At 70.8% G+C, this 20,064-nt stretch carries 18 protein-coding genes and 3 pseudogenes; 17 read left to right on the forward strand and 4 right to left on the reverse strand.

Features of this window, described 5'->3' with window-relative positions; translation table 11 throughout:
- The first annotated feature begins 102 nt into the window (after nt 1–102).
- Genes H9L22_RS01245 through H9L22_RS01260 form a run of 4 tightly spaced genes read left to right on the forward strand, consistent with a single transcriptional unit; the run spans nt 103 to nt 3,450 of the window.
- Nucleotides 103–981, forward strand: coding sequence for a 1,4-dihydroxy-2-naphthoate polyprenyltransferase (locus H9L22_RS01245; RefSeq protein ID WP_187721283.1), 879 nt, complete (start codon nt 103–105; stop codon nt 979–981).
- Nucleotides 978–1,925 carry an o-succinylbenzoate synthase gene (locus H9L22_RS01250; protein ID WP_187721284.1) on the forward strand — a complete coding sequence of 316 codons (948 nt, stop codon included), beginning with the start codon at nt 978–980 and terminating at the stop codon, nt 1,923–1,925. Before H9L22_RS01245 ends, H9L22_RS01250 begins: the two co-directional genes overlap by 4 nt.
- Entirely contained in the window at nt 1,922–2,740 is an 819-nt protein-coding gene (locus H9L22_RS01255; protein ID WP_187721285.1) for a thiamine pyrophosphate-binding protein, read from the forward strand. Before H9L22_RS01250 ends, H9L22_RS01255 begins: the two co-directional genes overlap by 4 nt.
- Before the next feature lie 44 nt (nt 2,741–2,784).
- Nucleotides 2,785–3,450, forward strand: a complete 666-nt coding sequence (locus H9L22_RS01260; protein WP_187721286.1) for a thiamine pyrophosphate-binding protein — start codon at nt 2,785–2,787, stop codon at nt 3,448–3,450.
- Nucleotides 3,451–3,453: 3 nt separating this feature from the next.
- Here the strand turns inward: H9L22_RS01260 and H9L22_RS01265 are convergent, their stop codons facing one another.
- Both H9L22_RS01265 and H9L22_RS01270 read right to left on the reverse strand, forming a co-directional pair.
- On the reverse strand, nt 3,454–5,151 hold the full coding sequence (locus tag H9L22_RS01265; RefSeq protein ID WP_187721287.1) for a TM0106 family RecB-like putative nuclease: 1,698 nt from the start codon (nt 5,149–5,151) through the stop codon (nt 3,454–3,456).
- Nucleotides 5,152–5,847 carry a demethylmenaquinone methyltransferase gene (locus H9L22_RS01270; RefSeq protein ID WP_187721288.1) on the reverse strand — a complete coding sequence of 232 codons (696 nt, stop codon included), beginning with the start codon at nt 5,845–5,847 and terminating at the stop codon, nt 5,152–5,154. It lies immediately after the preceding gene.
- A gap of 85 nt (nt 5,848–5,932) precedes the next feature.
- Here H9L22_RS01270 and H9L22_RS01275 point away from each other — a divergent pair, with 85 nt between their 5' ends.
- Together H9L22_RS01275 and H9L22_RS01280 are read left to right on the forward strand one after the other, a co-directional pair.
- A complete protein-coding gene (locus tag H9L22_RS01275) occupies nt 5,933–6,577 on the forward strand; it encodes an ABC transporter ATP-binding protein (protein ID WP_187721289.1) in 645 nt (214 codons plus the stop codon).
- On the forward strand, nt 6,577–8,211 hold the full coding sequence (locus H9L22_RS01280; RefSeq protein WP_226966042.1) for a DUF6297 family protein: 1,635 nt from the start codon (nt 6,577–6,579) through the stop codon (nt 8,209–8,211). The genes H9L22_RS01275 and H9L22_RS01280 overlap by 1 nt, the downstream gene beginning before the upstream one ends.
- A 24-nt stretch (nt 8,212–8,235) precedes the next feature.
- Here H9L22_RS01280 and H9L22_RS01285 read toward each other — a convergent pair whose 3' ends face one another.
- A complete protein-coding gene (locus H9L22_RS01285; RefSeq protein ID WP_187721291.1) occupies nt 8,236–9,489 on the reverse strand; it encodes an isochorismate synthase in 1,254 nt (417 codons plus the stop codon).
- A 314-nt stretch (nt 9,490–9,803) separates the two neighbouring features.
- Nucleotides 9,804–9,974, reverse strand: a complete 171-nt coding sequence (locus tag H9L22_RS01290) for a hypothetical protein (protein WP_187721292.1) — start codon at nt 9,972–9,974, stop codon at nt 9,804–9,806.
- A 204-nt stretch (nt 9,975–10,178) separates the two neighbouring features.
- Here H9L22_RS01290 and H9L22_RS20205 point away from each other — a divergent pair, with 204 nt between their 5' ends.
- From H9L22_RS20205 to H9L22_RS01335, 11 genes and pseudogenes are all read left to right on the forward strand, one after another.
- Nucleotides 10,179–10,376, forward strand: coding sequence for a hypothetical protein (locus H9L22_RS20205; protein WP_406707847.1), 198 nt, complete (start codon nt 10,179–10,181; stop codon nt 10,374–10,376).
- Nucleotides 10,346–11,302 carry a S1 family peptidase gene (locus H9L22_RS01295; protein WP_406707845.1) on the forward strand — a complete coding sequence of 319 codons (957 nt, stop codon included), beginning with the start codon at nt 10,346–10,348 and terminating at the stop codon, nt 11,300–11,302. Before H9L22_RS20205 ends, H9L22_RS01295 begins: the two co-directional genes overlap by 31 nt.
- A 35-nt stretch (nt 11,303–11,337) precedes the next feature.
- A complete protein-coding gene (locus H9L22_RS01300) occupies nt 11,338–12,630 on the forward strand; it encodes a geranylgeranyl reductase family protein (protein WP_187721294.1) in 1,293 nt (430 codons plus the stop codon).
- A gap of 19 nt (nt 12,631–12,649) precedes the next feature.
- Nucleotides 12,650–13,009 (forward strand): NADH-quinone oxidoreductase subunit A, encoded by a 360-nt coding sequence (locus H9L22_RS01305; RefSeq protein ID WP_187721295.1) that lies wholly within the window; start codon nt 12,650–12,652, stop codon nt 13,007–13,009.
- A 15-nt stretch (nt 13,010–13,024) separates the two neighbouring features.
- A pseudogene (locus H9L22_RS01310) lies at nt 13,025–13,578 on the forward strand (NuoB/complex I 20 kDa subunit family protein).
- Nucleotides 13,575–14,141: an NADH-quinone oxidoreductase subunit C gene (locus tag H9L22_RS01315; RefSeq protein ID WP_455431971.1), complete on the forward strand. Its 567-nt coding sequence runs from the start codon at nt 13,575–13,577 to the stop codon at nt 14,139–14,141. The pseudogene H9L22_RS01310 and the gene H9L22_RS01315 overlap by 4 nt, the downstream one beginning before the upstream one ends.
- Nucleotides 14,072–14,269, forward strand: a complete 198-nt coding sequence (locus H9L22_RS20715; RefSeq protein WP_455431972.1) for an NADH-quinone oxidoreductase subunit C — start codon at nt 14,072–14,074, stop codon at nt 14,267–14,269. The genes H9L22_RS01315 and H9L22_RS20715 overlap by 70 nt, the downstream gene beginning before the upstream one ends.
- On the forward strand, nt 14,269–15,618 hold the full coding sequence (locus H9L22_RS01320) for an NADH-quinone oxidoreductase subunit D (RefSeq protein ID WP_187721296.1): 1,350 nt from the start codon (nt 14,269–14,271) through the stop codon (nt 15,616–15,618). Before H9L22_RS20715 ends, H9L22_RS01320 begins: the two co-directional genes overlap by 1 nt.
- On the forward strand, nt 15,615–16,358 hold the full coding sequence (gene nuoE / locus H9L22_RS01325) for an NADH-quinone oxidoreductase subunit NuoE (RefSeq protein ID WP_187721297.1): 744 nt from the start codon (nt 15,615–15,617) through the stop codon (nt 16,356–16,358). Before H9L22_RS01320 ends, nuoE begins: the two co-directional genes overlap by 4 nt.
- Nucleotides 16,355–17,667 (forward strand): annotated as a pseudogene (gene nuoF, locus H9L22_RS01330) (NADH-quinone oxidoreductase subunit NuoF). The gene nuoE and the pseudogene nuoF overlap by 4 nt, the downstream one beginning before the upstream one ends.
- Nucleotides 17,664–20,063, forward strand: a pseudogene (locus H9L22_RS01335) (NADH-quinone oxidoreductase subunit G). Before nuoF ends, H9L22_RS01335 begins: the two co-directional pseudogenes overlap by 4 nt.
- Nucleotide 20,064: the final 1 nt, after the last annotated feature.

Here is a 20,064-nt window from a genome sequence, read left to right on the forward strand (position 1 = left end):
TTCGCGGTTCGAGACCGTTCCTAACACGTGTTAGGAGCATAAGAGCGGCGGCTGCGACTGTCAAGGGGTATTTCGTTGCCGGGCACTAAGGTGGGGGCAATCATGAAGGACACGCTCTCCATCTGGCTGGCTGGTGCCCGTCCGCGCACGCTGCCCGCCGCCATCGCCCCCATCCTCGCCGGCGCCGCGAGCGCCGCAGCCGCAGGCAGCATCGACCTCCTCATCACCGCGTTGTGCGCCGTCGTCGCGCTCGCGCTCCAGGTGGGGGTCAACTACGCCAACGACTACTCCGACGGGGTGCGGGGCACCGACGACGACAGGGTCGGGCCCATCCGGCTCGTCGCGTCCGGGCTGGCCTCCGCGACCGCCGTCAAGCGGGCCGCGTTCCTGTCGTTCGGGGTCGGCGCCGTCGCAGGCCTGGTCGTCGTCGCGCTCAGCGGGCTGTGGTGGCTGCTGGCGCTCGGCGCGGTGTGCATCCTGGCCGCCTGGTTCTACACCGGCGGGAGGCACCCCTACGGCTACCTCGGCTTCGGCGAGGCGATGGTGCTCATCTTCTTCGGTTTCGTCGCCACCGTCGGCACAGCCCTGGTGATCTCCGGGTCGGTGCTGGCCCACGCCTGGGTGGCGGGCCTGGGCGTCGGGGCGCTGGCCAGCGGCATCCTGGTGGCCAACAACCTGCGCGACATCGACACCGACCGCGTCTCCGGCAAGATGACGCTGCCCGCCCGCCTCGGCGACCGGCGCAGCCGCCTCCTCTACCTGGGGCTGTGCATCGTGGCGGCCGGGGCAGTGGTCGCCTTCGCGGCCATGACCACGTGGTTCGCCCTCATCGCGCTGCTGTCGCTCGGCCTCCTCGTCGATCCGCTGCGTCGCGTGCTGGGCGGGGCGAAGGGGCCGCGGCTGATCCCCGTCATCGCCTCGACGGGCTTCGCGGAGATCGGGCTGGGGCTCGGCCTGCTGGTCGGGGTCTGGCTGGCATGACCCCCTTCGTCTACGACATCGGTCTGAACGTCTCCTTCCGCGGCATCACCCGCCGCAGCGGCATCCTGTTCGAGGGGCCGGCCGGCTGGGCCGAGTGGAGCCCGTTCCCCGAGTACGACGACGGCGAGGCCGCCGCCTGGCTCGCCGCCGCGCTGGAGGCAGCAGTGCTCGGCCACCCGGAGCCGGTGCGCGACAGCGTCGAGGTCAACGCCATCGTCCCTGCACTGCCGCCCGCGCAGGCGGCCGCCCGCGCCGTCGCGGCAGGCTGCCGCACCGTCAAGATCAAGGTCGCGGCCCGCGGGCAGGGGCTGGCCGACGACATCGCCCGAGTCGCCGCGGTGCGGGAGGCCCTGCCCGACGTCGCTCTGCGCGTCGACGCCAACGGTGCCTGGAACCTCGACGAGGCGGCCGCCGCGATGCGGGCGCTCGCCGGATTCTCGCTGGAGTACGCCGAGCAGCCGTGCGCCACCGTCGAGGAACTGGCCGCGCTCCGCTCGCTCGGGCTGGGCGTGCCGATTGCCGCCGACGAGTCGATCCGCCGCGCCGAGGATCCGCTGCGGGTCCGCGACGCCGGTGCAGCCGACGTGGCGATCCTCAAGGTGCAGCCGCTCGGCGGGGCCCGGGCGTGCCTGAGGCTCGCCGAGGAACTGGGGCTGCCCGTCGTGGTGTCGAGTGCGGTCGAGACGTCCGTGGGGCTCCGGGCCGGGGTGGCGCTGGCCGCCGCCCTGCCGGGGCTGGACCGGGCCTGCGGGCTGGAGACCGGCAGGCTGCTGGCCGGCGACGTCGTCGTCGACCCGCTGGTGCCGATCGACGGCGCGCTGGCCGTTCGCGACGTCGCGCCCGATCCGACGCTGCTCGCACGGCACCGCGCCGACGCCGATCTGACACGCTGGTGGCTCGACCGGCTGGAGCGGACCCGCCGCATCGTGGAGGAGCAGGAATGAGCAGCATCGAGCTCGGCGCTGTCGCCGTCGACGCGCTGATCGGCATGGGCGTCACCGACGTCGTCCTGTCGCCGGGGTCGCGCAGCGCGTCCCTCGCGCTCGCCGTCGACCGGGCCGACCGCGCAGGCCGGCTCCGCCTGCACGTGCGCATCGACGAGAGGGTCGCCGCCTTCACGGCGCTCGGGCTGGCCAAGCAGACCCGCCGCGCCGTCGCCGTCATCACCACCTCGGGCAGCGCCGTGGCCAACCTCGGCCCCGCCGCCATGGAGGCCACCGTCGCCGGCGTGCCGCTGCTGCTGCTGACCGCCGACCGGCCGTCGCACCTCATCGACACGGGCGCCTCGCAGACCGCCGACCAGGCCGGCGTCCTGGGCGCGTCCACCCCCCACGTGATCCGGCTGTCGTCGGAGTCGGGCGACGCCGCGGCCTGGGCGGCGACGGTGCAGCGCGCGGTCGCGCTCGCCGAAGGCCGTCGCACCCGCACGCCGGGAGCCGTCCAGGTGAACCTCGAGTTCGCCGCCCCGCTGGTGGGGGAGCTGCCCGAACCCCGCGACCTGACGCTGGTCACCGGCGCCTCCGCCGGACACCGCATCGCCGAGCTGGACGCGCGCCGCACCGTCGTGCTCGTCGGCGACGCGACCCCGGAGGTGGGGGCCGAGGCCAGGGCGCTGGCGGAGCTGAGCGGCGCCCCGCTGCTCGCCGAGCCGTCGAGCAACGCCCGCCGCGGCCCAACGCCGTCGCCTGGTACCGCCACGCGCTGCCGGAGCTGGGCGGCGACATCGAGCGCGTCGTCTGCTTCGGGCACCCGACCCTGACGCGGCCTGTCTCCGCGCTCCTCGCACGTTCCGACATCGAACTCGTGGTCGTCACCGACCGGGCCGGGTGGATCGACCCCGGCCACCGGGCCGCGATCGTCGCCGACCGGGTGCTGTTGGCCGGGCAGGATCCGGCCTGGCTGGAGCGCTGGCTCGCCGTCGGCGACGCGCCGCGGCGCACCCCCGGGCTGACGCAGCGGGCGGTGGCCGACGCCGTCCTGGCCGGGTTGCGCTCCGGCGACGACGTCATGTTCGGGTCCAGCTCCATCATCCGGGCGGCCGACCTGTCGCCCATCGCGGCCGACCCGCCGCGCGCGTTCGCCAACCGCGGGGTCGCGGGCATCGACGGCACCATCGCCACGGCCACGGGCCTCGCGCTGGGCAGCGGCAGGCCGACGACGGTGCTGCTGGGTGACCTGACGGCGCAGCACGACCTCGGTGCCCTCGTCCGGCCGCCCGGCGAGCCGTGGCCGCAGCTGCGGGTGGTCGTCGCTGACGACGACGGCGGCAGCATCTTCCGACGGCTGGAGCAGGGCGGCCCCGAGTACGCCGACAGCTTCGACCGGGTCTTCCTGACGCCGCAGAGTGTCGACCTGGCGGCGGTGGCGGGGGCTCTGGGCTGGCGGGTCGCCGTCGTCACCGATGAGGCGGGCCTGGCGGAGGCGCTGGCCGGAGACGCCGAGTTCGTCGTCGCGAAGGTGCGTTCCTGACGGCTACCCTGCCGCGTCCATCCCCGTGAGCCACTCGCGCAGCACGCTCGTGGCGCGCACGTCGTCCTCGTTGTACTCGAGGACCCGGGTGCGGGCGGCCTCACGCTCGGCGGGTGTGGCGCCGTCGACCGCCTGGTTGAACCAGGTGCGCGAGGCGAGCCCGCCCGGCTCCTCGTCACGCCAGGCGAAGCCGGCGCCGCGGGTGGCGACGACCTTGAGCCCGAGCCCGTCGACGCCGACGAAGTTGTCGCGCACGTAGCTGAAGAGGTCGACGAAGTGCCCGCGGATCAGGTCGCAGGCGGCCAGCAGGGCGGGGTGCCCCGTGCGGTCGGCCAGGCGCCGCAGGTGCACCGTCTCGTAGTCGCTGTAGTGGAACACCAGCGTCTCCGGGTGGCGCGTCGTCAGGTCGAGCAGCCACTCGGCGAACCGGACGGCGAGGTCGGTCTCGTCTGCTGGCGTGAGGTGTTCGAAGCTCGAGAAGTCCACGAAGCGGGTGCCGGCGGCGTCGTGCAGCAGCGCGCCCCACAGGTAGACGCAGCCGTCATCGGCCGTCTCGATGTCGAGGTCGACCTCCACCGCGGAGCGGGGCACACCGATCGGGTCGACGCTCACGCGCTCCAAGTCGACGCCGTTCGCCAGCATCCTGGCCCGGCGGGCGGCCTGCCTGAGCCGCGCCTCCGAGCGGTCCCGGTGGCCGGTCAGCGGCAGATAGTCGGGGAGGATCGCGTCGATGTCGGCCTCGGCCAGTTCCGCCACCGTCGAAATGCCGAGCCCGAGCAGCGTCTGCAACTCCCGGACGTCCAGGGGGGCCTTGGAGATCCGCAGCGACAGGTCATCGTCGTCGATCAGGGGCCGGCAGACCGACCACCAGGAGCACCACTCGCATTCCTTCACGCGGATGGGGCGGACGGCGGGAGGCGGGTCGTCGACGCCGGTGCGGACCATGGCCGTCTCTGCCACGTGGACGCGGAAGCGGTGCTCGTGCTCGTAGCGTTCCAGGGGCGAGCGCAGCTTGTGGCCCGCGGAGCGTGAGTAGGTCCGGATGAACTTCTCCGTCAGATCGACCCAGGTCAGGGTCGGGGACCCGTCGCGGGAGCGGTCGTCGCCCACCACCGCGACGATGAGGCGCCCGGAGGCGAACCCGCAGGTCTCGAGCAGCTTCCAGTGGTGGGCGAGCTCGAGCAGGACGCCCTCCCGGTAGGTGCGGTAGCGGGCGTCGGGCAGGACGGAGAGTTCGCCGGGGCGGGTCAGCGACGACGTGGACAGCGTGTCCGCGCCGAGTTGCTTCTCCCTGACCCGGTAGGGCTTGATCTGGCACGGCCAGTATCCGGGGCCTCCGCCGGGGGAGTCGTCGCCGCGGATCAGCGCGTCGGGCTGGCCGATGCGGTGCCCCTCCCTGTCCTCGGGCAGCGTGCCGCCGACGATGAGGGGAGCGCCCCGGTGCATGGCCTCGAGGGTCGCCGTCACGCGGGCCTCGCGGGGAGTCCCCGCGAGCCGGTGTCCGCGCAGATCGACGGCGTCGGGTTGCGCCGCGAGCATGCGTGTGAGCGCCTCGTTGCGGAAGTCGGAGCCTCCCTGGAAGGAATCGTGCAGCGACTCGTCCAGGGGGACCTCGGGCTGCGCCTGCGTCGGATCGAACGTGTGGAGCGTCTTGACCGGGCAGCTCCTGGCCGCGTACGGGTCCAGGACGAACCCGGTCATCTAGGCCTTCCAGCCGCGGTGCAGGGCGACGATGCCGCCCGCGTGATCCTGCCACTCGACGTCGGTCCACCCCGCCTCGGACAGCATGGCGGCCAGGCCCTGCTGATCGGGCCAGGCCAGGATGGACTCGGCCAGGTACCCGTACGCGACGGGGTTGCTCGACAGCTTCGCGATCCGCGGCAGCGCCGCCACCAGGTAGTCGGTGTAGATGTGGCGGAAGAGCCGGTTCGTGGGGGTGGAGAACTCGGCGATCACCACGCGTCCGCCGGGCTTCGTCACGCGTTGCATCTCCCGCAGCGCCACCATCGTCTGCTCGACGTTGCGCAGCCCGTACGAGATCGTCACCGCGTCGAAGGTGTCGTCGGGGAAGGGGAGGGACAGGGCGTCCGCCGCCACGAAGTCGAGATCGGGCTGCTGGCGTCGGCCCTGCGCGAGCATGCCCAGCGAGATGTCGCCGGCTGCCACGTACGCACCGGAGGCGGCCAGCGCCGCCGAACTGGTGCCGGTGCCCGCGGCGAGGTCGAGGATCCGTTGCCCGGGGCGCGGCGCGACCGCCGCGACGGTGGCGCGCCGCCACCGGTACACCTGGCCGAGGCTGAGCACGGTGTTGAACAGGTCGTAGCGTCGGGCGACGCCGTCGAACATGGCCGCCACATCGGCGCGCTGCTTGTCGAGACCTGCCCTCTGGTTCTGCATTGGGTCAGCCTAGCGGCCGGGACCGACGACCGCCCGACGGCTCCTGCCGCGGCCCGATGGTCACGGGCTTGCGCCATAGGAGACAATGGGGCGCGTGGCTAAAAGAGAAGTCGTGCTCCAGGTGGACAAGCTGAAGAAGGGCTACGGCCCCGTGACCATCGTGGAGGGTTTCTCCATGAAGGTCCACGCGGGTGAGGCGGTGGCATTGACCGGGCGCAACGGCGCCGGAAAGTCGACGGTGCTGCGGTGCCTCGTCGGCGCCGACCGGCCCGAGGAGGGCACGGTCACCGTCGGCGGCGTCAAGGTCACCGAGACGAACCCCGCCATCCGCCGCGACGTGGCCACCGTCATCGACGACCTCGACTTCTTCCCCGACCTCAGCGTCGTGGAGCACCTGGACCTCCTGGCCAGGGCCCACGGCCTGCACGACCCCGACGACCTCGTCGACGAGGTGCTCGAGGAGGTCCAGCTCGTGGCCCAGGCCGGCCAGCTGCCCGCGACGCTCTCGTCCGGTCAGCGGCGCCGCCTCGCCCTGGCCACCGCCTTCGTCCGCCCCCGTCGCCTGCTCGTGCTCGACGAGCCGGAGCAGCGCCTCGACGTCGAGGGCGTCGAGTGGCTCGGCCGGCGGCTGAAGTCCGACCTCGAAGGCGGCCTCGCGATCGTCCTCGCCAGCCACGAGCCGCGCCTGCTCGAGGCGATCGGGGCGCGCGAGATCCGGCTGGGCGCCTGATGAGCGTCACCGACCCGAGGTTCCTCGACGTCGGCGTCGTCGACGAGAAGCAGCTCAAGCTGCTGATGCGGGACTGGCGCCGGGGACGTGCCGACCGCAACGTCTGGCAGGCGCTGTCCGACGGCTACGTCATGGTCTTCTCCATCGTGCTCGTCGGCGCGATGGTCATCTCGTCGATCGTCCGCGCCCAGCAGGTCGTGGCGGTCTGCGATACCGACGGCTGCGTCGCGGCCCGCGGCCTGCTGCCGTGGGCCTCCGTGGCCGGCCTGCTGGCCTTCACCCTCGTCCTCTCCCGCATGTTCGGGCCGATCGTCGCGTCGGCGGCCGAGGGCTTCTGGCTCATGGACGCCGACACCGACCGGCGCAAGCTGCTCGCCGGCCGCCTCTTCGGCGCCATCGGCGTCACCGTCGTCGTCGGCGCCCTCGCCGGCGCCCTCGTCGCGGCGCTGACCGGCTCGTCGCTGGCCCACGTCGGCATCTGGGCCCTCGCCGGTGGCCTCGGCGCGGCCGGGCTCGTCGCCTTCGCCGCGGCAGAGCAGGGCCTCGACCGGACCTGGGTGGTCACCGTAGTCCAGTCCGTCCTCGCCGTCGTCGCGCTCGGCACCCTGGTGCTGCTCGTGGCCGGTGCCGCCGGCTGGGTCAACCTGAGCCAGGTCAGCACGCTGGCCGTCGAGCTCGCCCTCATCATCGCCGGCGTCGGCCTGCTGCTCATGATCGGCGCCGGCCTCCTCGCCTACCGCCGACTGCGCAACGTGCGCCGGCAGCGCCTGACCTCCGGAGGATCGCTCCTCAGCGGCCTGCAGGGTGCGGCCTTCGCCCTCGAGTTCGCCCTGATCCGCGACATCCTCGTCGAGGCGCGGGCCCGCAGGAAGGGCCATGTGCGCCCGACCAGGGGCTCCGGCTCCGGCACCACCGCGCTGGTCCTGCGTGACGTGCAGCGGCTGTGGCGACAGCCTGTGTCGCTGCTGCTGCTCGCGGGCACCGTCATCGTGCCGTATGCCGTGCAGGCACTCGGGCTGGCCAGCCTGAACCCGCCCATCTCGGCGCTCGTGCTGATGACGGCGCTGATCCCGTTCATGAACTCGCTACGGGTGCTGACCCGCACCAAGGGCCTCCAGCGCTGCTTCCCGTTCGACCCCAGCCAGATCAAGACGGCGGCCATGGTCGTTCCCGCGATCCTGGCGCTGCTGTGGACCGTGCTGACGGTCCCCGCCTTCATGGGGCTGGCGGGCGGCGTCGCCGCCTCCGTCACCGATGCGCTGTCAGCGGCCCTCGTCACCGGCATCGCCGGGCTGCTCGCCGCCGTGCGGTGGGTCTCGGCGAAGCCCGCTGACTACTCGGGCCCCATCGTCGCCACCGGCTTCGGTGCGATGCCTCCCGGCCTGATGTTCTCGCTGCTGCGCGGCTTCGACATCGTCGCGCTCGTCACGCTGCCGATCGTGTTCGGCTGGAGCGCGTGGATCTCGCTGGTGATCGCGCTCATCGCCTTCTTCATCCTGCGCTCCGGCATGGACAAGGACTCGCTGATGGAACAGCAGGAGGAGCAGAAGAAGCTCCTCGGGGAGGAGAAGGCCCGTCGTCAGGGGCTGTCCACCGGCAACAAGCAGAAGATCCAGGTGCAGCGGAAGCGCTGACCTCGGCGCCCGCGGCCCGGCCGATCAGGCCAGGCCGAGGGCCTGCATCATGGGCACGAACTTCGCTCCGGTCTCCGCCAGTTCGGCGGCCGGATCGGAGTCGGCGACGATGCCGGCGCCGGCGAACAGCTGGATCTCGTTCGGGGTGTCGGGGCGGACCTGTCCGCCCCGCAGCGCGATGGCCCATTCGCCGTCGCCGTCCGTGTCCACCCAGCCGACAGGTCCGGCGTAGCGGCTCCGGTCGAGCGACTCGAGCTCGCCGATGATGTCGAGCGCCAGGTGCGTCGGGGTCCCGCAGACGGCGGCGCTCGGGTGCAGCGCGGCGGCCAGCAGCAGGGCGCTCGTGTCGTGGTTGACGACGCCGGTGATGTCGGTGGCCAGATGCATCACGTTGGGAAGGCGCAGCACGGAGGGGGACTCCGGAACGTTCATGGCCTTGCAGTACGGCTCCAGGGCCTTCGCGACGGATTCGACGGCGAACTCGTGCTCGGCGATGTCCTTGCTGGAACGCGACAGTTCGGTCGCCAGGACCAGCGGATCGACGCCGTCGGTCTGCAGGCCGACGGTGCCGGCCAGGACGCGCGACGTCACGAGGCCGCCCTGCCGACGCACCAGGAGCTCCGGCGTGGCGCCGACCATCCCGTCGACCAGATAGGCCCACGTGGTGGGGTAGCCAGCCAGGAGTCGTGCATAGACGTGACGCAGGTCGATGGGGTCGTCGCAGGCGAGCCGCAGGTCGCGGGCGAGCACGACCTTGTCGACCTCGTCGCGACGGATCAGGGAGACGACATCGGCGACGATCCGCTCCCACTGGGGCCCGCTCATCGCGCCGCCGAGTTCGCGGATGCCGACGGGGGAGCGGAGCGCCTCACCCCGCGCAGGCAAGGCTGCGGAGCCGCGGGCGTCGCCCAGCCGGGTCATCCAGCAGATGTCGCCGCGGCGCCCGATGATGACCTCGGGCACGATCAGCACCGAGTGTTCCTCGGAACGGTCGGGGTCGAAGGTGAAGGAACCGACGGCGAGCGGGCCCGTGCCGAACTCGCCGGGCATCTCCGAGTCGTGGTCGATCTGGTTCGAGATCTCCTCCCACCACACGTCGGCGGCATCGAGGGTGTCCGTTTCGAAGCGGGCGGCCTGGCCGAGGGCGACGAAGCCCTCCCCGCGGCGGAGGAACGCGCAGTTGGTCCCCGTGTCGGGGAGGTACTGCTCGAGCGGTCCGGGGTCGGGGATGGCGACCGTCGTGGCGCGCAGTCGAGCGCGGCCGAAGTCGAGGATCACCCTGGCGAGCATAGTCCCCGGCCGGGCACCCGGCTACTCGGGCGCAGGGTCCGCGGGAATCGCCGCTCGGGCCCGGCCGGCCCCGTCGTCTAGTTGACTGTGGCCATGCGCGATCGTCCACGACTCGGGTGCCTGGTCCTCGCCCTGCTGCTCGTGTTCCTGAATCCGGCCCTGGCCAGGGCGGACGTCACCGTGGGCACACGGATCGCCGACGCGTCGTTCCCCGCGGTGAGCCTGATCATCGACACCTGGAGCGTCAGCGCAGAGGTACCCGTCATGCAGCCGACCGCCACCTTCGCCGACGACCTTGTCGATCAGATCAGCCGCCAGATCGACTCCGGGATCATCCCCGACACCGAGGAGGCGGCCGTACAGGCGATGGTCGACGCGATCGCCGACTCGCCCCGCCGCTTCTTCGAGGACTCCGGGCATCGACGCAGCACCCGGGCGGAGATCTCCGCCATCGGCACCGGCTGGATGGTCACCCCGGACGGCTACCTCGTCACGGCGGCGCACGTCGTCGACAAGTCGGACGAGGAACTGGCGGCCGGTGTGCGGGACACGGCCCTGCTGCAGTTCGCCGAGGAGGACATCGAACTGCTGGGCTCAGCGGGGGAGCGGGCCTCGAGCTGTCCGATGCGCAGAACCGGCAGCTCGCGGGAGGGCTGGTCTCGTTGTATGCGGCCACCATGGCGCTCAGCGACATCGAGCACACCGTCGCGGTGCGGCTGTCGGAGGCGGCGGGCGGCGGGCAGAAGATCGGCAGGGAGGTTCCCGCCCAGGTCGTCGACAAGGGGAGGGCTTCCCGGGCCCGGACTGGGCCATCATCAAGATCGACATCGAGAACGCCCCCACCATCCCGCTCGGCGACGAGACCCGGATCGTGACGGGGGCGCCCCTCTACATCGTGGGCTTCCCCGGTTCGCCGACGTTCTTCCAGGGCGCGTCCGTCGACTCGGTGAACCAGCCGACGATCACCGAGGGCTCCGTCACCTCCATCAAGTCGACCGAGGACGGCCTGCCGATCTTCCAGACCCAGGCGCCGGCGGCGGGCGGCAACTCGGGAGGGCCGGCCTTCAACGAGGACGGCGAGGCGGTCGGGGTGCTCGTGGCAGGCGCCCTCGATCCTCGGACCGGCGCTCCGCTCGACGGCCAGACGTGGGTGCTGCAGGGCGGCACCGTGAAGGAGGCGCTGGACCGGCACGGCATCGTCGCCACCACGTCGGAGACGACGGAGGTCTACGCCGCCGGGTTGGAGCACTTCTACGCGGACCGGTTCTCCCAGGCCGTCGCGGAGTTCGTCCGCGTCAAGAGCCTGTTCCCGACGCACCCCTATGTCGACGCGATGATCGACCGCGCCGAGCGCGGCATCGCCGACGGCCGCGACGCGAGCCCCGCCCAGGGCGCGGCGGGGGAGTTCGACACCCGCACCATCCTGACGGTGGCCCTGGTGGTCCTCGTGGTGGCGATCCTCGTGCTTCTCGGCTGGGAGATCGTCCGCCGGTCCCGGGCGCGGCGCCGTCCCGGCCCGACGCCCCTGCCGGGGGGCCCGCCGCACCCGCAGTTTCCGCCGCCCCGGCAGGCACCGCAGGGCCCGCCTCCGCAGTCCCAGAGCACGCCGGCACGGCCACCAGGGCCGTATCCGCAGGGGCCGGGTCCCCGTGGACCAACCCGCCCGGCGGGCGCGGGAGCACACACTGACAGTATTTACGCAATGCTCAACGTGTCTAAATCACGCCTGGCGGGCCTTGTCAGGGCCATTTCGTCGAGTGACAACCCGGTTGGCTCAAAGGAGGGGCCAGCCCTAGACTGACCCCGTAGTTCCCACCCTTCTTACAGGAGACGCGCATGTCGTTCGCCAAGCCTCAGAGCGGGGCCGGGGCCACCATCGAATCCGACGTCATCGTCGTGGGTGCTGGTCCTGCCGGTTCGACGACGGCGGCCTACCTTGCGCGGCACGGGCTTTCGGTGACGATGCTCGAGAAGTCCCACTTTCCACGCGAGAAGGTCTGCGGTGACGGGCTCACGCCCCGTGCCACGCGGCAGCTGACCCGGCTCGGCATCGACACCTCCGAGGCGAACGGCTGGCTCCACAACAAGGGGCTGCGCGTCTACGGCGGCCGCAAGGAGCCGTTCGAGCTGCTGTGGCCCGACCTGACCGACTTCCCGCCCTACGGCGTCGTCCGGCCCCGCGCCGACTTCGACGACATGCTCGCGAAGCACGCCGTCGCTGCGGGCGCCGAGCTGGTCCAGGGGGCCAACGTCGACGGCGCGATCCTCGACGACCGGACCGGCCGGATCACGGGTGTCACCACGAAGGACGGACGCAGCTTCTCCGCGCCGCTGGTGGTGGCCGCCGACGGCAACTCGTCCCGCCTGTCCGTCTCGATGGGGCTCAACAAGCGCGCCGACCGCCCCATGGGCGTGGCGGTGCGCACCTACTACACGTCGCCGCGCACCAACGATGACTTCCTGGAGAGCTGGCTCGAGCTCTGGGACGGCGAGCCGCACAAGTCCACCCTGATGCCCGGCTACGGCTGGGTGTTCGGCATGGGCGACGGCACGTCGAACGTCGGGCTCGGCGTCCTGAACACCTCGAAGGGTTTCGGGCAGACCGATTACCGTGCTCTGCTGAAGCGCTGGCTGGACAACACTCCTGAGGAGTGGGGCTTCCGTGACGAGAACATGGTCGGCAAGGTCCAGGGGGCCGCGCTGCCGATGGCCTTCAACCGGCAGCCGCACTACGGCCGCGGGCTCGTGCTCGTCGGTGATGCCGGCGGCATGGTCAACCCCTTCAACGGAGAAGGCATCGCCTACGCGATGGAGGCAGCGGAGTACGCCGCCGAGGCCATCGCCGAGGCGAACTCCAGGGGATTCGGCACCCGTTCCGCCGAGAAGGCCATGCAGGCCTACCCGGCCCGGCTCCGCGCCGAGCTGGGCGGCTACTACCGCCTCGGCACCATTTTCGTGAAGCTCATCGGGGATCCCCGCATCATGAAGCTCTGCACGACCTACGGGCTGCCGCGCAAGACGCTCATGCGTTTCGTGCTCAAGTTGCTCGCAAACCTCACCGATTCGCACGATGGTGATGCCATGGATCGCATCATCAACGCGCTCTGCAGGGTCGCCCCGTCGGCCTGACCGGAAGGATTGAACAAGGATGAATCTCTACATCCCGATCGTGGGCATGGTGATCCTGGCGACGGTGTTCGTCATGGTCTCCATGGCGCTCAGCACCGTCGTGGGTCCCGCCCGGTACAACCGCGCCAAGTACGACAGCTACGAGTGCGGCATTCAGCCGACCCCGCAGCCGATCGGCGGCGGTCGCTTCCCGGTCAAGTACTACATCACCGCGATGATGTTCATCGTCTTCGACATCGAGGTCGTCTTCCTCCTGCCGTGGGCCGTCTCGCGTAACCAGCTCCCCACCTTCGCCATCGGCGCCATGGTGGTGTTCCTGGTCCTGTTCTTCATCCCCTATCTCTATGTCCTGCGCCGTCGCGGCCTCGACTGGGACTGATCGGAGGCTCCTGACATGGGTATCGAAGACAAGCTCCCCAGCGGCATCCTTCTGACCACGGTCGAGGGTGTCTTCGGCTGGCTCCGCAAGGCCTCCTTCTGGCCTGCGACGATGGGTCTGGCCTGCTGCGCCATCGAGATGATGGCCTACGGCACCCCCCGCTACGACTCCGGTCGATGGGGCCAGGAGGTCTTCCGCGCCTCCCCGCGCCAGGCCGACCTGATGATCGTCTCCGGCCGCGTCTCGCAGAAGATGGCCCCCGTCATCCGCCAGGTCTACGACCAGATGCCCAACCCCAAGTGGGTCATCTCGATGGGCGCCTGCGCCTCGTCCGGCGGCATGTTCAACAACTACGCCATCGTCCAGGGCTGTGACCACTTCCTGCCCGTCGACATGTACATCCCGGCTGTCCGCCGCGGCCCGACATGCTGATCGAGGCCATGTTCAAGCTGCGCGAGAAGGTCCAGAACCGGCCCATCGGCCCGAACGAGGTCCGCGCCATCGAGGAGGCCGAGCAGCTTGCGCTCGCCGCTCCCGCGAAGATCGAGATGAAGGGCCTCATGCGATGAGCGAGCAGACCCCCGAGGAGAACCTCCCGACGACGCCGGACGCCCCGGCCTCGAAGCCCGTCTTCGCCACGAAGAAGGGCATGTGGTCGCGCGGTTCCGGCGACACCTCCGGCTACGGCGGCCTCAAGCGTGAGCTCGTCATGCCGGGCCGCTCCGAGGGCCCCTTCGGCGAACCCTTCGACCAGCTGCACGGCAGGGTCCTCGAGGTCATCCCGGCCCTCGCAGGCGCCCGGGTCCTCTTCGACCGCGGCGAGCTGACGATCTACGTGCCGCGCGAGCAGCTCCTGGAGACGGTGCGCACGTTCCGCGACGACCCGTTCCTCCGGTTCGAGGCGTGCATGTCCGTCAGCGGCGTGCACTACCCGCAGGAGACCGGCGAGGAGCTCCACGTCGTCTACCACCTGCTGAGCTACACGCACAACCGCCGCGTGCGCCTCGAGGTCACCTGCCCCGACGAGGATCCCACATCGACTCGGTCTGCGCCGTCTACCCGATGGCCGACTGGCACGAGCGGGAGACGTGGGACATGTTCGGCGTCATCTTCGAGGGCCACCCGGCCCTGACCCGCATCCTGATGCCCGACGACTGGGCGGGGCACCCGCAGCGCAAGGACTACCCGCTGGGTGGCGTCGACGTGGAATACAAGGGCGCCAAGGTGCCCGCTCCCGACAACCGGAGGACCTACGCCTGATGAGCACGCACGCAGCTTCCGAGGACATCTTCGCCGGCTCGGGTGACGACCACGCCGACCGCGTCTACCTGGCGCAGGGCGGCGACTGGGCGGACATCGCGGCCGAGCAGGCCGAGCGCGGCGACGAGATGATCGTCGTCAACATGGGCCCGCAGCACCCGTCCACGCACGGCGTGCTCCGCCTCATCCTCGAGATGGACGGCGAGACCGTCACCTCCATCCGCCCCGGCATCGGCTTCCTGCACACCGGCATCGAGAAGAACATGGAGTTCAAGACGTGGACCCAGGGCGTCACCTACGTGACGCGCATGGACTACGTCGCCCCCATCTTCAACGAGGCCGTGTACTGCCTCGCCGTCGAGCGTCTCCTGGGCATCACCGATGACATCCCGGAGCGGGCCAACGTCATCCGCGTGCTGATGATGGAGCTCAACCGCATCGCCTCGCACCTGGTCGCCATGGGCACCGGCGGCATGGAGATCGGCGCCCTGACGATGATGACGATCGCGTTCCGCGAGCGCGAGATGATCCTCGACTTCTTCGAGGCGGTCTCTGGTCTGCGCATGAACAACGCGTACATCCGTCCCGGCGGCGTCGCCAACGACCTGCCCGAGGACGGGCTGGACATGCTCCGTCAGGTCATCGACTGGCTGAAGGCGCACCTGCCCGAGTACGCGCTGTTCTGCAACGAGAACCCCATCTTCATCGGCCGCATGTCGAACATCGGCGTCATGGACCTGAGCGCCTGCATGGCGCTGGGCGTCACGGGCCCGCCGCTGCGCTCCACCGGCTACGACTGGGACCTGCGCAAGAGCCAGCCGTACTGCGGCTACGAGACCTACGACTTCGAGTCCGTCACCTGGGCCTCCAACGACGCCTACGGCCGGTTCCGGATCCGCCTGCAGGAGTGCTGGGAGTCGCTGAAGATCGTCGAGCAGTGCTACGACCGCCTGCAGAAGTCGCAGGGCGAGCCCGTCATGGTGGCCGACCAGAAGATCGCCTGGCCGGCGCAGCTGTCGGTCGGATCCGACGGCCAGGGCAACTCGAACGAGCACATCAAGCACATCATGGGCGAGTCCATGGAGGCGCTGATCCACCACTTCAAGATCGTGACGGAGGGCTTCCGCGTCCCCGCCGGTCAGGTGTACCAGGCCATCGAGTCGCCCAAGGGCGAGCTCGCCTGCCACGTCGTCTCCGACGGCGGCAACCGTCCCTACCGGGTCCACTTCCGTGACCCCGGCTTCAACCACCTGCAGTCCGTGCCCGCCATGTGCGAGGGCGGCATGATGTCCGACGTCGTCGTTGCCATCGCGAGCCTCGACCCCGTCCTTGGAGGTGTGGACCGATGAGCGGCCACTTTGTCAGCCACTTCCCCGACTCGGGATCGGTGGACTACTCCGACCAGTCGAGCAGCATCGACGACGCCGTCATGGCCGAGCTGCGTGAGCTGGCCGGGCGTTACCCGCAGGCCCGCTCGGCGCTGCTGCCGATGCTGCACCTGGTGCAGTCGGTCGACGGTCGGGTGTCGCCCCGGGGCATCGAGGCGTGCGCCGAGATCCTCGGCATCACCACCGCCCAGGTGTCGGGCGTGGCGACCTTCTACACGATGTACAAGCGTCGCCCCGCGGGCAAGCACCACGTCGGCGTCTGCACCACCGCGCTGTGCGCGGTGATGGGCGGCGACGCCCTGCTGGAGCAGGCCAAGGAGAAGCTCGGCATCGACGAGGGCCAGACGACCGACGACGGTCAGGTCTCCCTCGAGCGTCTCGAGTGCAACGCCGCCTGCGACTTCGCCCCGGTGATGATGGTCAACTGGGAATTCTTCGACAACATGGATCCGGCCAAGACCGACGAGCTGCTGACGAAGCTGCTCGCCGACGACGAGGTCGTCTCGCCCCGCGGCGCGACGCTGACCTCGTGGCGGGGGGCCGAGCGCGTGCTGGCGGGCTTCCCCGACGGCCGTGCGGACGAGGGCCCCTCCGCGGGTCCCGCGTCCGTGCTGGGTCGCACCATCGCCGCCGAGAACAACTGGACCGCACCCTCGGCCTCCGCCGGGTCGGTCCTCACCGAGCGGGAGGACACCAAGTGACCGATCTGCTGACTCCGGTCCTCAGCGAGCAGTGGGGCCAGGCCAACTCCTGGAAGCTGGCCCGCTACGAGGCCACCGGCGGCTACCGCGCCGTCAGGAAGGCCTTCGACATGTCGCCCGAGGAGGTCATCGGGCTCATCAAGGACGCGAACCTCCGCGGCCGTGGTGGCGCAGGCTTCCCGACCGGCATGAAGTGGTCCTTCGTGCCGCAGGACAACCCGAACCCCAAGTACCTCGTCGTCAACGCCGACGAGTCGGAGCCGGGCACCTGCAAGGACATCCCGCTCATGATGGCGACGCCCCACACCCTCGTCGAGGGTGTCATCATCGCGTCGTACGCCATCAACGCCAACACCGCGTTCATCTACTGCCGTGGCGAGGTGCTGCACGTCATCCGCCGCCTGCAGCAGGCCGTGCGCGAGGCGTACGCGGCCGGCTACCTCGGCAAGAACATCCTCGGCACCGGCTACGACCTGGACGTGATCGTGCACGCCGGGGCCGGCGCCTACATCTGCGGTGAGGAGACGGCGCTGCTCGACTCCCTCGAGGGCCGCCGCGGCCAGCCGCGACTCCGCCCGCCGTTCCCGGCCGTCGCCGGCCTGTACGCGTCGCCGACCGTCATCAACAACGTCGAGTCGATCGCGTCGGTGCCGTCGATCGTGGCCAACGGCTCCGACTGGTTCCAGTCGATGGGCACGGAGAAGTCGAAGGGCTTCACGATCTACTCGCTCTCCGGCCACGTCAAGAACGCCGGCCAGTTCGAGGCTCCCATGGGCATCACCCTGCGTCAGCTGATCGATCTGGCGGGCGGCATCCGCGAGGGTCACGAGCTGAAGTTCTTCACCCCGGGTGGCTCCTCCACCCCGATCCTGACCGCCGACAGCCTCGACCTTCCCCTCGACTACGAGGGCATGGCGGGCGCGGGATCCATGCTCGGCACCAAGGCGCTGCAGATCTTCGACGAGACCACCTCAGTGGTGCGCACCACCCTGCGCTTCGTCGAGTTCTACAAGCACGAGAGCTGCGGCAAGTGCACGCCGTGCCGCGAGGGATCGTGGTGGCTCGTGCAACTGCTGATGCGCTTCGAGGCGGGCACCGCCGAAGAGGGCGACGTCGAGAAGCTGCTCGACATCTGCGACAACATGGGCGGACGCTCCTTCTGCGCCCTGGCCGACGGCGCCGTGGCGTGCGTCACCAGCGCCGTGAAGCACTTCCGTTCCGAGTTCGAGCAGGGCTACACCACCCCGCCTGGGAGCTCTTCCCCTACGCCAAGAGCGCCCTGTTCACCGTGGAAGGAGACGCCCGATGACGGTCGACAGCAAGACGACGTCCGCTGAGGTCGCGCCCCAGGAGGATCTGGTCACGCTGACCATCGACGGCACGCAGGTCAGCGTCCCCAAGGGGACCCTGATCATCCGCGCCGCCGAGATGATCGGCACCGCCATCCCGCGCTTCTGTGACCACCCGCTGCTCGACCCGGTCGGCGCCTGCCGCCAGTGCATGGTCGAGATCCCGGATGCCGGCAACGGCCGCGGCTTCCCGAAGCCCCAGGCCTCCTGCACCATGCCGGTCGCCGAGGGCATGAAGGTCAACACGCAGGTGTCGTCCCCGTGGCCAAGAAGGCCCAGGAGGGGATGCTCGAGTTCCTGCTCATCAACCACCCGCTGGACTGCCCCATCTGCGACAAGGGCGGCGAATGCCCCTACAGAACCAGTCGCTCAGCCACGGCTACGGCGAGTCACGTTTCACCGACCTGAAGCGCACCTTCCCCAAGCCGGTGAGCATCTCGGCCCAGATCCTGCTCGACCGTGAGCGTTGCGTCCTGTGCGCCCGCTGCACCCGGTTCTCCGAGCAGATCTCCGGCGATCCGTTCATCGCGCTGGTCGAGCGCGGTGCGCTGCAGCAGATCGGCGTCTACGAGCAGGACCCGTACGACTCGTACTTCTCCGGCAACGTCGTCCAGATCTGCCCCGTCGGCGCCCTGACCTCGGCGGCCTACCGCTTCCAGTCGCGGCCCTTCGACCTCGTGTCGACGACCACGACGTGTGAGCACTGCGCCGCGGGCTGTGAGCTCCGCACGGACCACCGTCACCACCAGGTGAAGCGCCGTCTCGCGGGTGAGAACCCGGCCGTCAACGAGGAGTGGAGCTGCGACAAGGGTCGCTTCGGCTTCACCTACGGCCGCGGCGACGACCGCATCACCCGCCCGCTCGTGCGCCGCGACGGCGTGCTGCAGCCCGCGTCGTGGCCCGAGGCCATCGACGCCGCCGTCGCCGGCCTCAAGGCCGCCGGCAGTGCGGTGGGTGTGCAGACCGGCGGACGCCTGACGGTCGAGAACGCCTACGGCTACTCGAAGTTCGCTCGTGCGGTGCTCGGCACCAACAACATCGACTTCCGCTCCCGCCCGTTCTCGCAGGAGGAGGCCCGCTTCCTCGGCTCGAACGTCGCTGGGCGGGGCCTGACCGGCTCCGTCACCTACGCCGACCTCGAGGCCGCCCGGCACGTCGTGCTCGTCGCCTTCGAGCCCGAGGACGAGTCGCCCATCGTGTTCCTCCGCCTCCGCAAGGCGGTCCGCGCGGGCACGCTCCAGGTCACCACGCTGGCTCCGTACGCGTCGCGCGGCTCCGAGAAGCTGTCCGCCACCCTGGTCCCCGTCGCCCCGGCGGCGAGGCCGAGGCGCTGACCGGGCTCGAGGGCCTCGACGCAGGCACCATCATCCTGGTGGGGGAGCGGGCCGCGTCGCAGCCCGGCCTCCTCAGCACCATCGCCGCCACGGTTGACAGCACCGGCGCCCGCCTCGCGTGGATCCCGCGCCGTGCCGGCGAACTCGGCGCCATCGAGGCAGGCTGCCTGCCGGGTCTGCTGCCCGGCGGCCGTCCCGTGTCCGATCCGTCCGCCCGCGTCGACGTGGCATCCCACTGGGGTGTCGAGGCGCTGCCGTCCGGGCCCGGGCTCGACGCGGAGGAGCAGTTCAAGGCTCTGTCCGCGGGGGCGCTGAAGGCGCTCATCGTGGCAGGCGTCGATCCCTCCGATCTGGAGAGCCCGGCCATCGCGATCGCCGGGCTCGAGGCGGCCGACTTCGTTATCAGCATCGAGCAGCGCTCCAGCGCCGTCACCGAACGCGCCGACGTGGTCTTCCCCGCCGCGCTGCTCGAGGAGCAGTCGGGCCACTTCCTGAACTGGGAGCAGCGTCACGGCCGGGTCCGCATCGTCAACAAGGCGACCGTGTCGCCCATGACCGACCTGCGGATCCTCGCCGCGCTCACCGATGCGCTCGGCTCCGACCTCGGCTTCCGGGCCGCCAAGCAGGCGTACACGGACCTGGTCGAGCTCGGCGACTGGGACGGTGCGCGTGCCGTGGCCCCGCACGAGGCCGTCGCCGCTCCCGGCGAGGGGCTCAGGGTCGCCGGCTGGCGTGAGCTGCTCGACGCCTCGCAGGGCAACGACTTCGAGGTGGCGCTCCGTGCGACCGCCCGCCCCGTGGTCGCCCGGTTCTCGGCCGCCACGGCCGAGGCGCTGGGGCTCACGGAGGTCGCCTCGGTGACCGCCGGCGGCGTCACGCAGCTGCTGCCCGTCGAGATCGTCGCCGGCATGGTCGACGACGTCGTCTGGGTGCCGCTCAACCCGGGTAATGCCGAACGGCTCCCGGTCGTCGGCGGCTCCGCCGTGACCGTCTCCGCTGTGATTGTGGACGAAGGAGAGTAAG

Source organism: Tessaracoccus defluvii (assembly GCF_014489575.1).
Taxonomy (GTDB): Bacteria; Actinomycetota; Actinomycetes; order Propionibacteriales; family Propionibacteriaceae; genus Arachnia; species Arachnia defluvii.

What these genes read in the sequence shown, in the direction of transcription:
- H9L22_RS01315 (WP_455431971.1), top strand. Translation starts at nt 13,575, where the DNA reads ATGAGCGAGCAGACCCCCGAGGAGAACCTCCCGACGACGCCGGACGCC.
- H9L22_RS01250 (WP_187721284.1), top strand. Translation starts at nt 978, where the DNA reads ATGACCCCCTTCGTCTACGACATCGGTCTGAACGTCTCCTTCCGCGGC.
- H9L22_RS20715 (WP_455431972.1), top strand. Translation starts at nt 14,072, where the DNA reads ATGGCCGACTGGCACGAGCGGGAGACGTGGGACATGTTCGGCGTCATC.
- H9L22_RS01265 (WP_187721287.1), bottom strand. Translation starts at nt 5,151, where the DNA reads ATGACCGGGTTCGTCCTGGACCCGTACGCGGCCAGGAGCTGCCCGGTC.
- H9L22_RS01280 (WP_226966042.1), top strand. Translation starts at nt 6,577, where the DNA reads ATGAGCGTCACCGACCCGAGGTTCCTCGACGTCGGCGTCGTCGACGAG.
- H9L22_RS01275 (WP_187721289.1), top strand. Translation starts at nt 5,933, where the DNA reads ATGGGGCGCGTGGCTAAAAGAGAAGTCGTGCTCCAGGTGGACAAGCTG.
- H9L22_RS01320 (WP_187721296.1), top strand. Translation starts at nt 14,269, where the DNA reads ATGAGCACGCACGCAGCTTCCGAGGACATCTTCGCCGGCTCGGGTGAC.
- H9L22_RS01305 (WP_187721295.1), top strand. Translation starts at nt 12,650, where the DNA reads ATGAATCTCTACATCCCGATCGTGGGCATGGTGATCCTGGCGACGGTG.
- H9L22_RS20205 (WP_406707847.1), top strand. Translation starts at nt 10,179, where the DNA reads ATGGCGCTCAGCGACATCGAGCACACCGTCGCGGTGCGGCTGTCGGAG.
- H9L22_RS01270 (WP_187721288.1), bottom strand. Translation starts at nt 5,847, where the DNA reads ATGCAGAACCAGAGGGCAGGTCTCGACAAGCAGCGCGCCGATGTGGCG.
- H9L22_RS01245 (WP_187721283.1), top strand. Translation starts at nt 103, where the DNA reads ATGAAGGACACGCTCTCCATCTGGCTGGCTGGTGCCCGTCCGCGCACG.
- H9L22_RS01255 (WP_187721285.1), top strand. Translation starts at nt 1,922, where the DNA reads ATGAGCAGCATCGAGCTCGGCGCTGTCGCCGTCGACGCGCTGATCGGC.
- nuoE (WP_187721297.1), top strand. Translation starts at nt 15,615, where the DNA reads ATGAGCGGCCACTTTGTCAGCCACTTCCCCGACTCGGGATCGGTGGAC.
- H9L22_RS01300 (WP_187721294.1), top strand. Translation starts at nt 11,338, where the DNA reads ATGTCGTTCGCCAAGCCTCAGAGCGGGGCCGGGGCCACCATCGAATCC.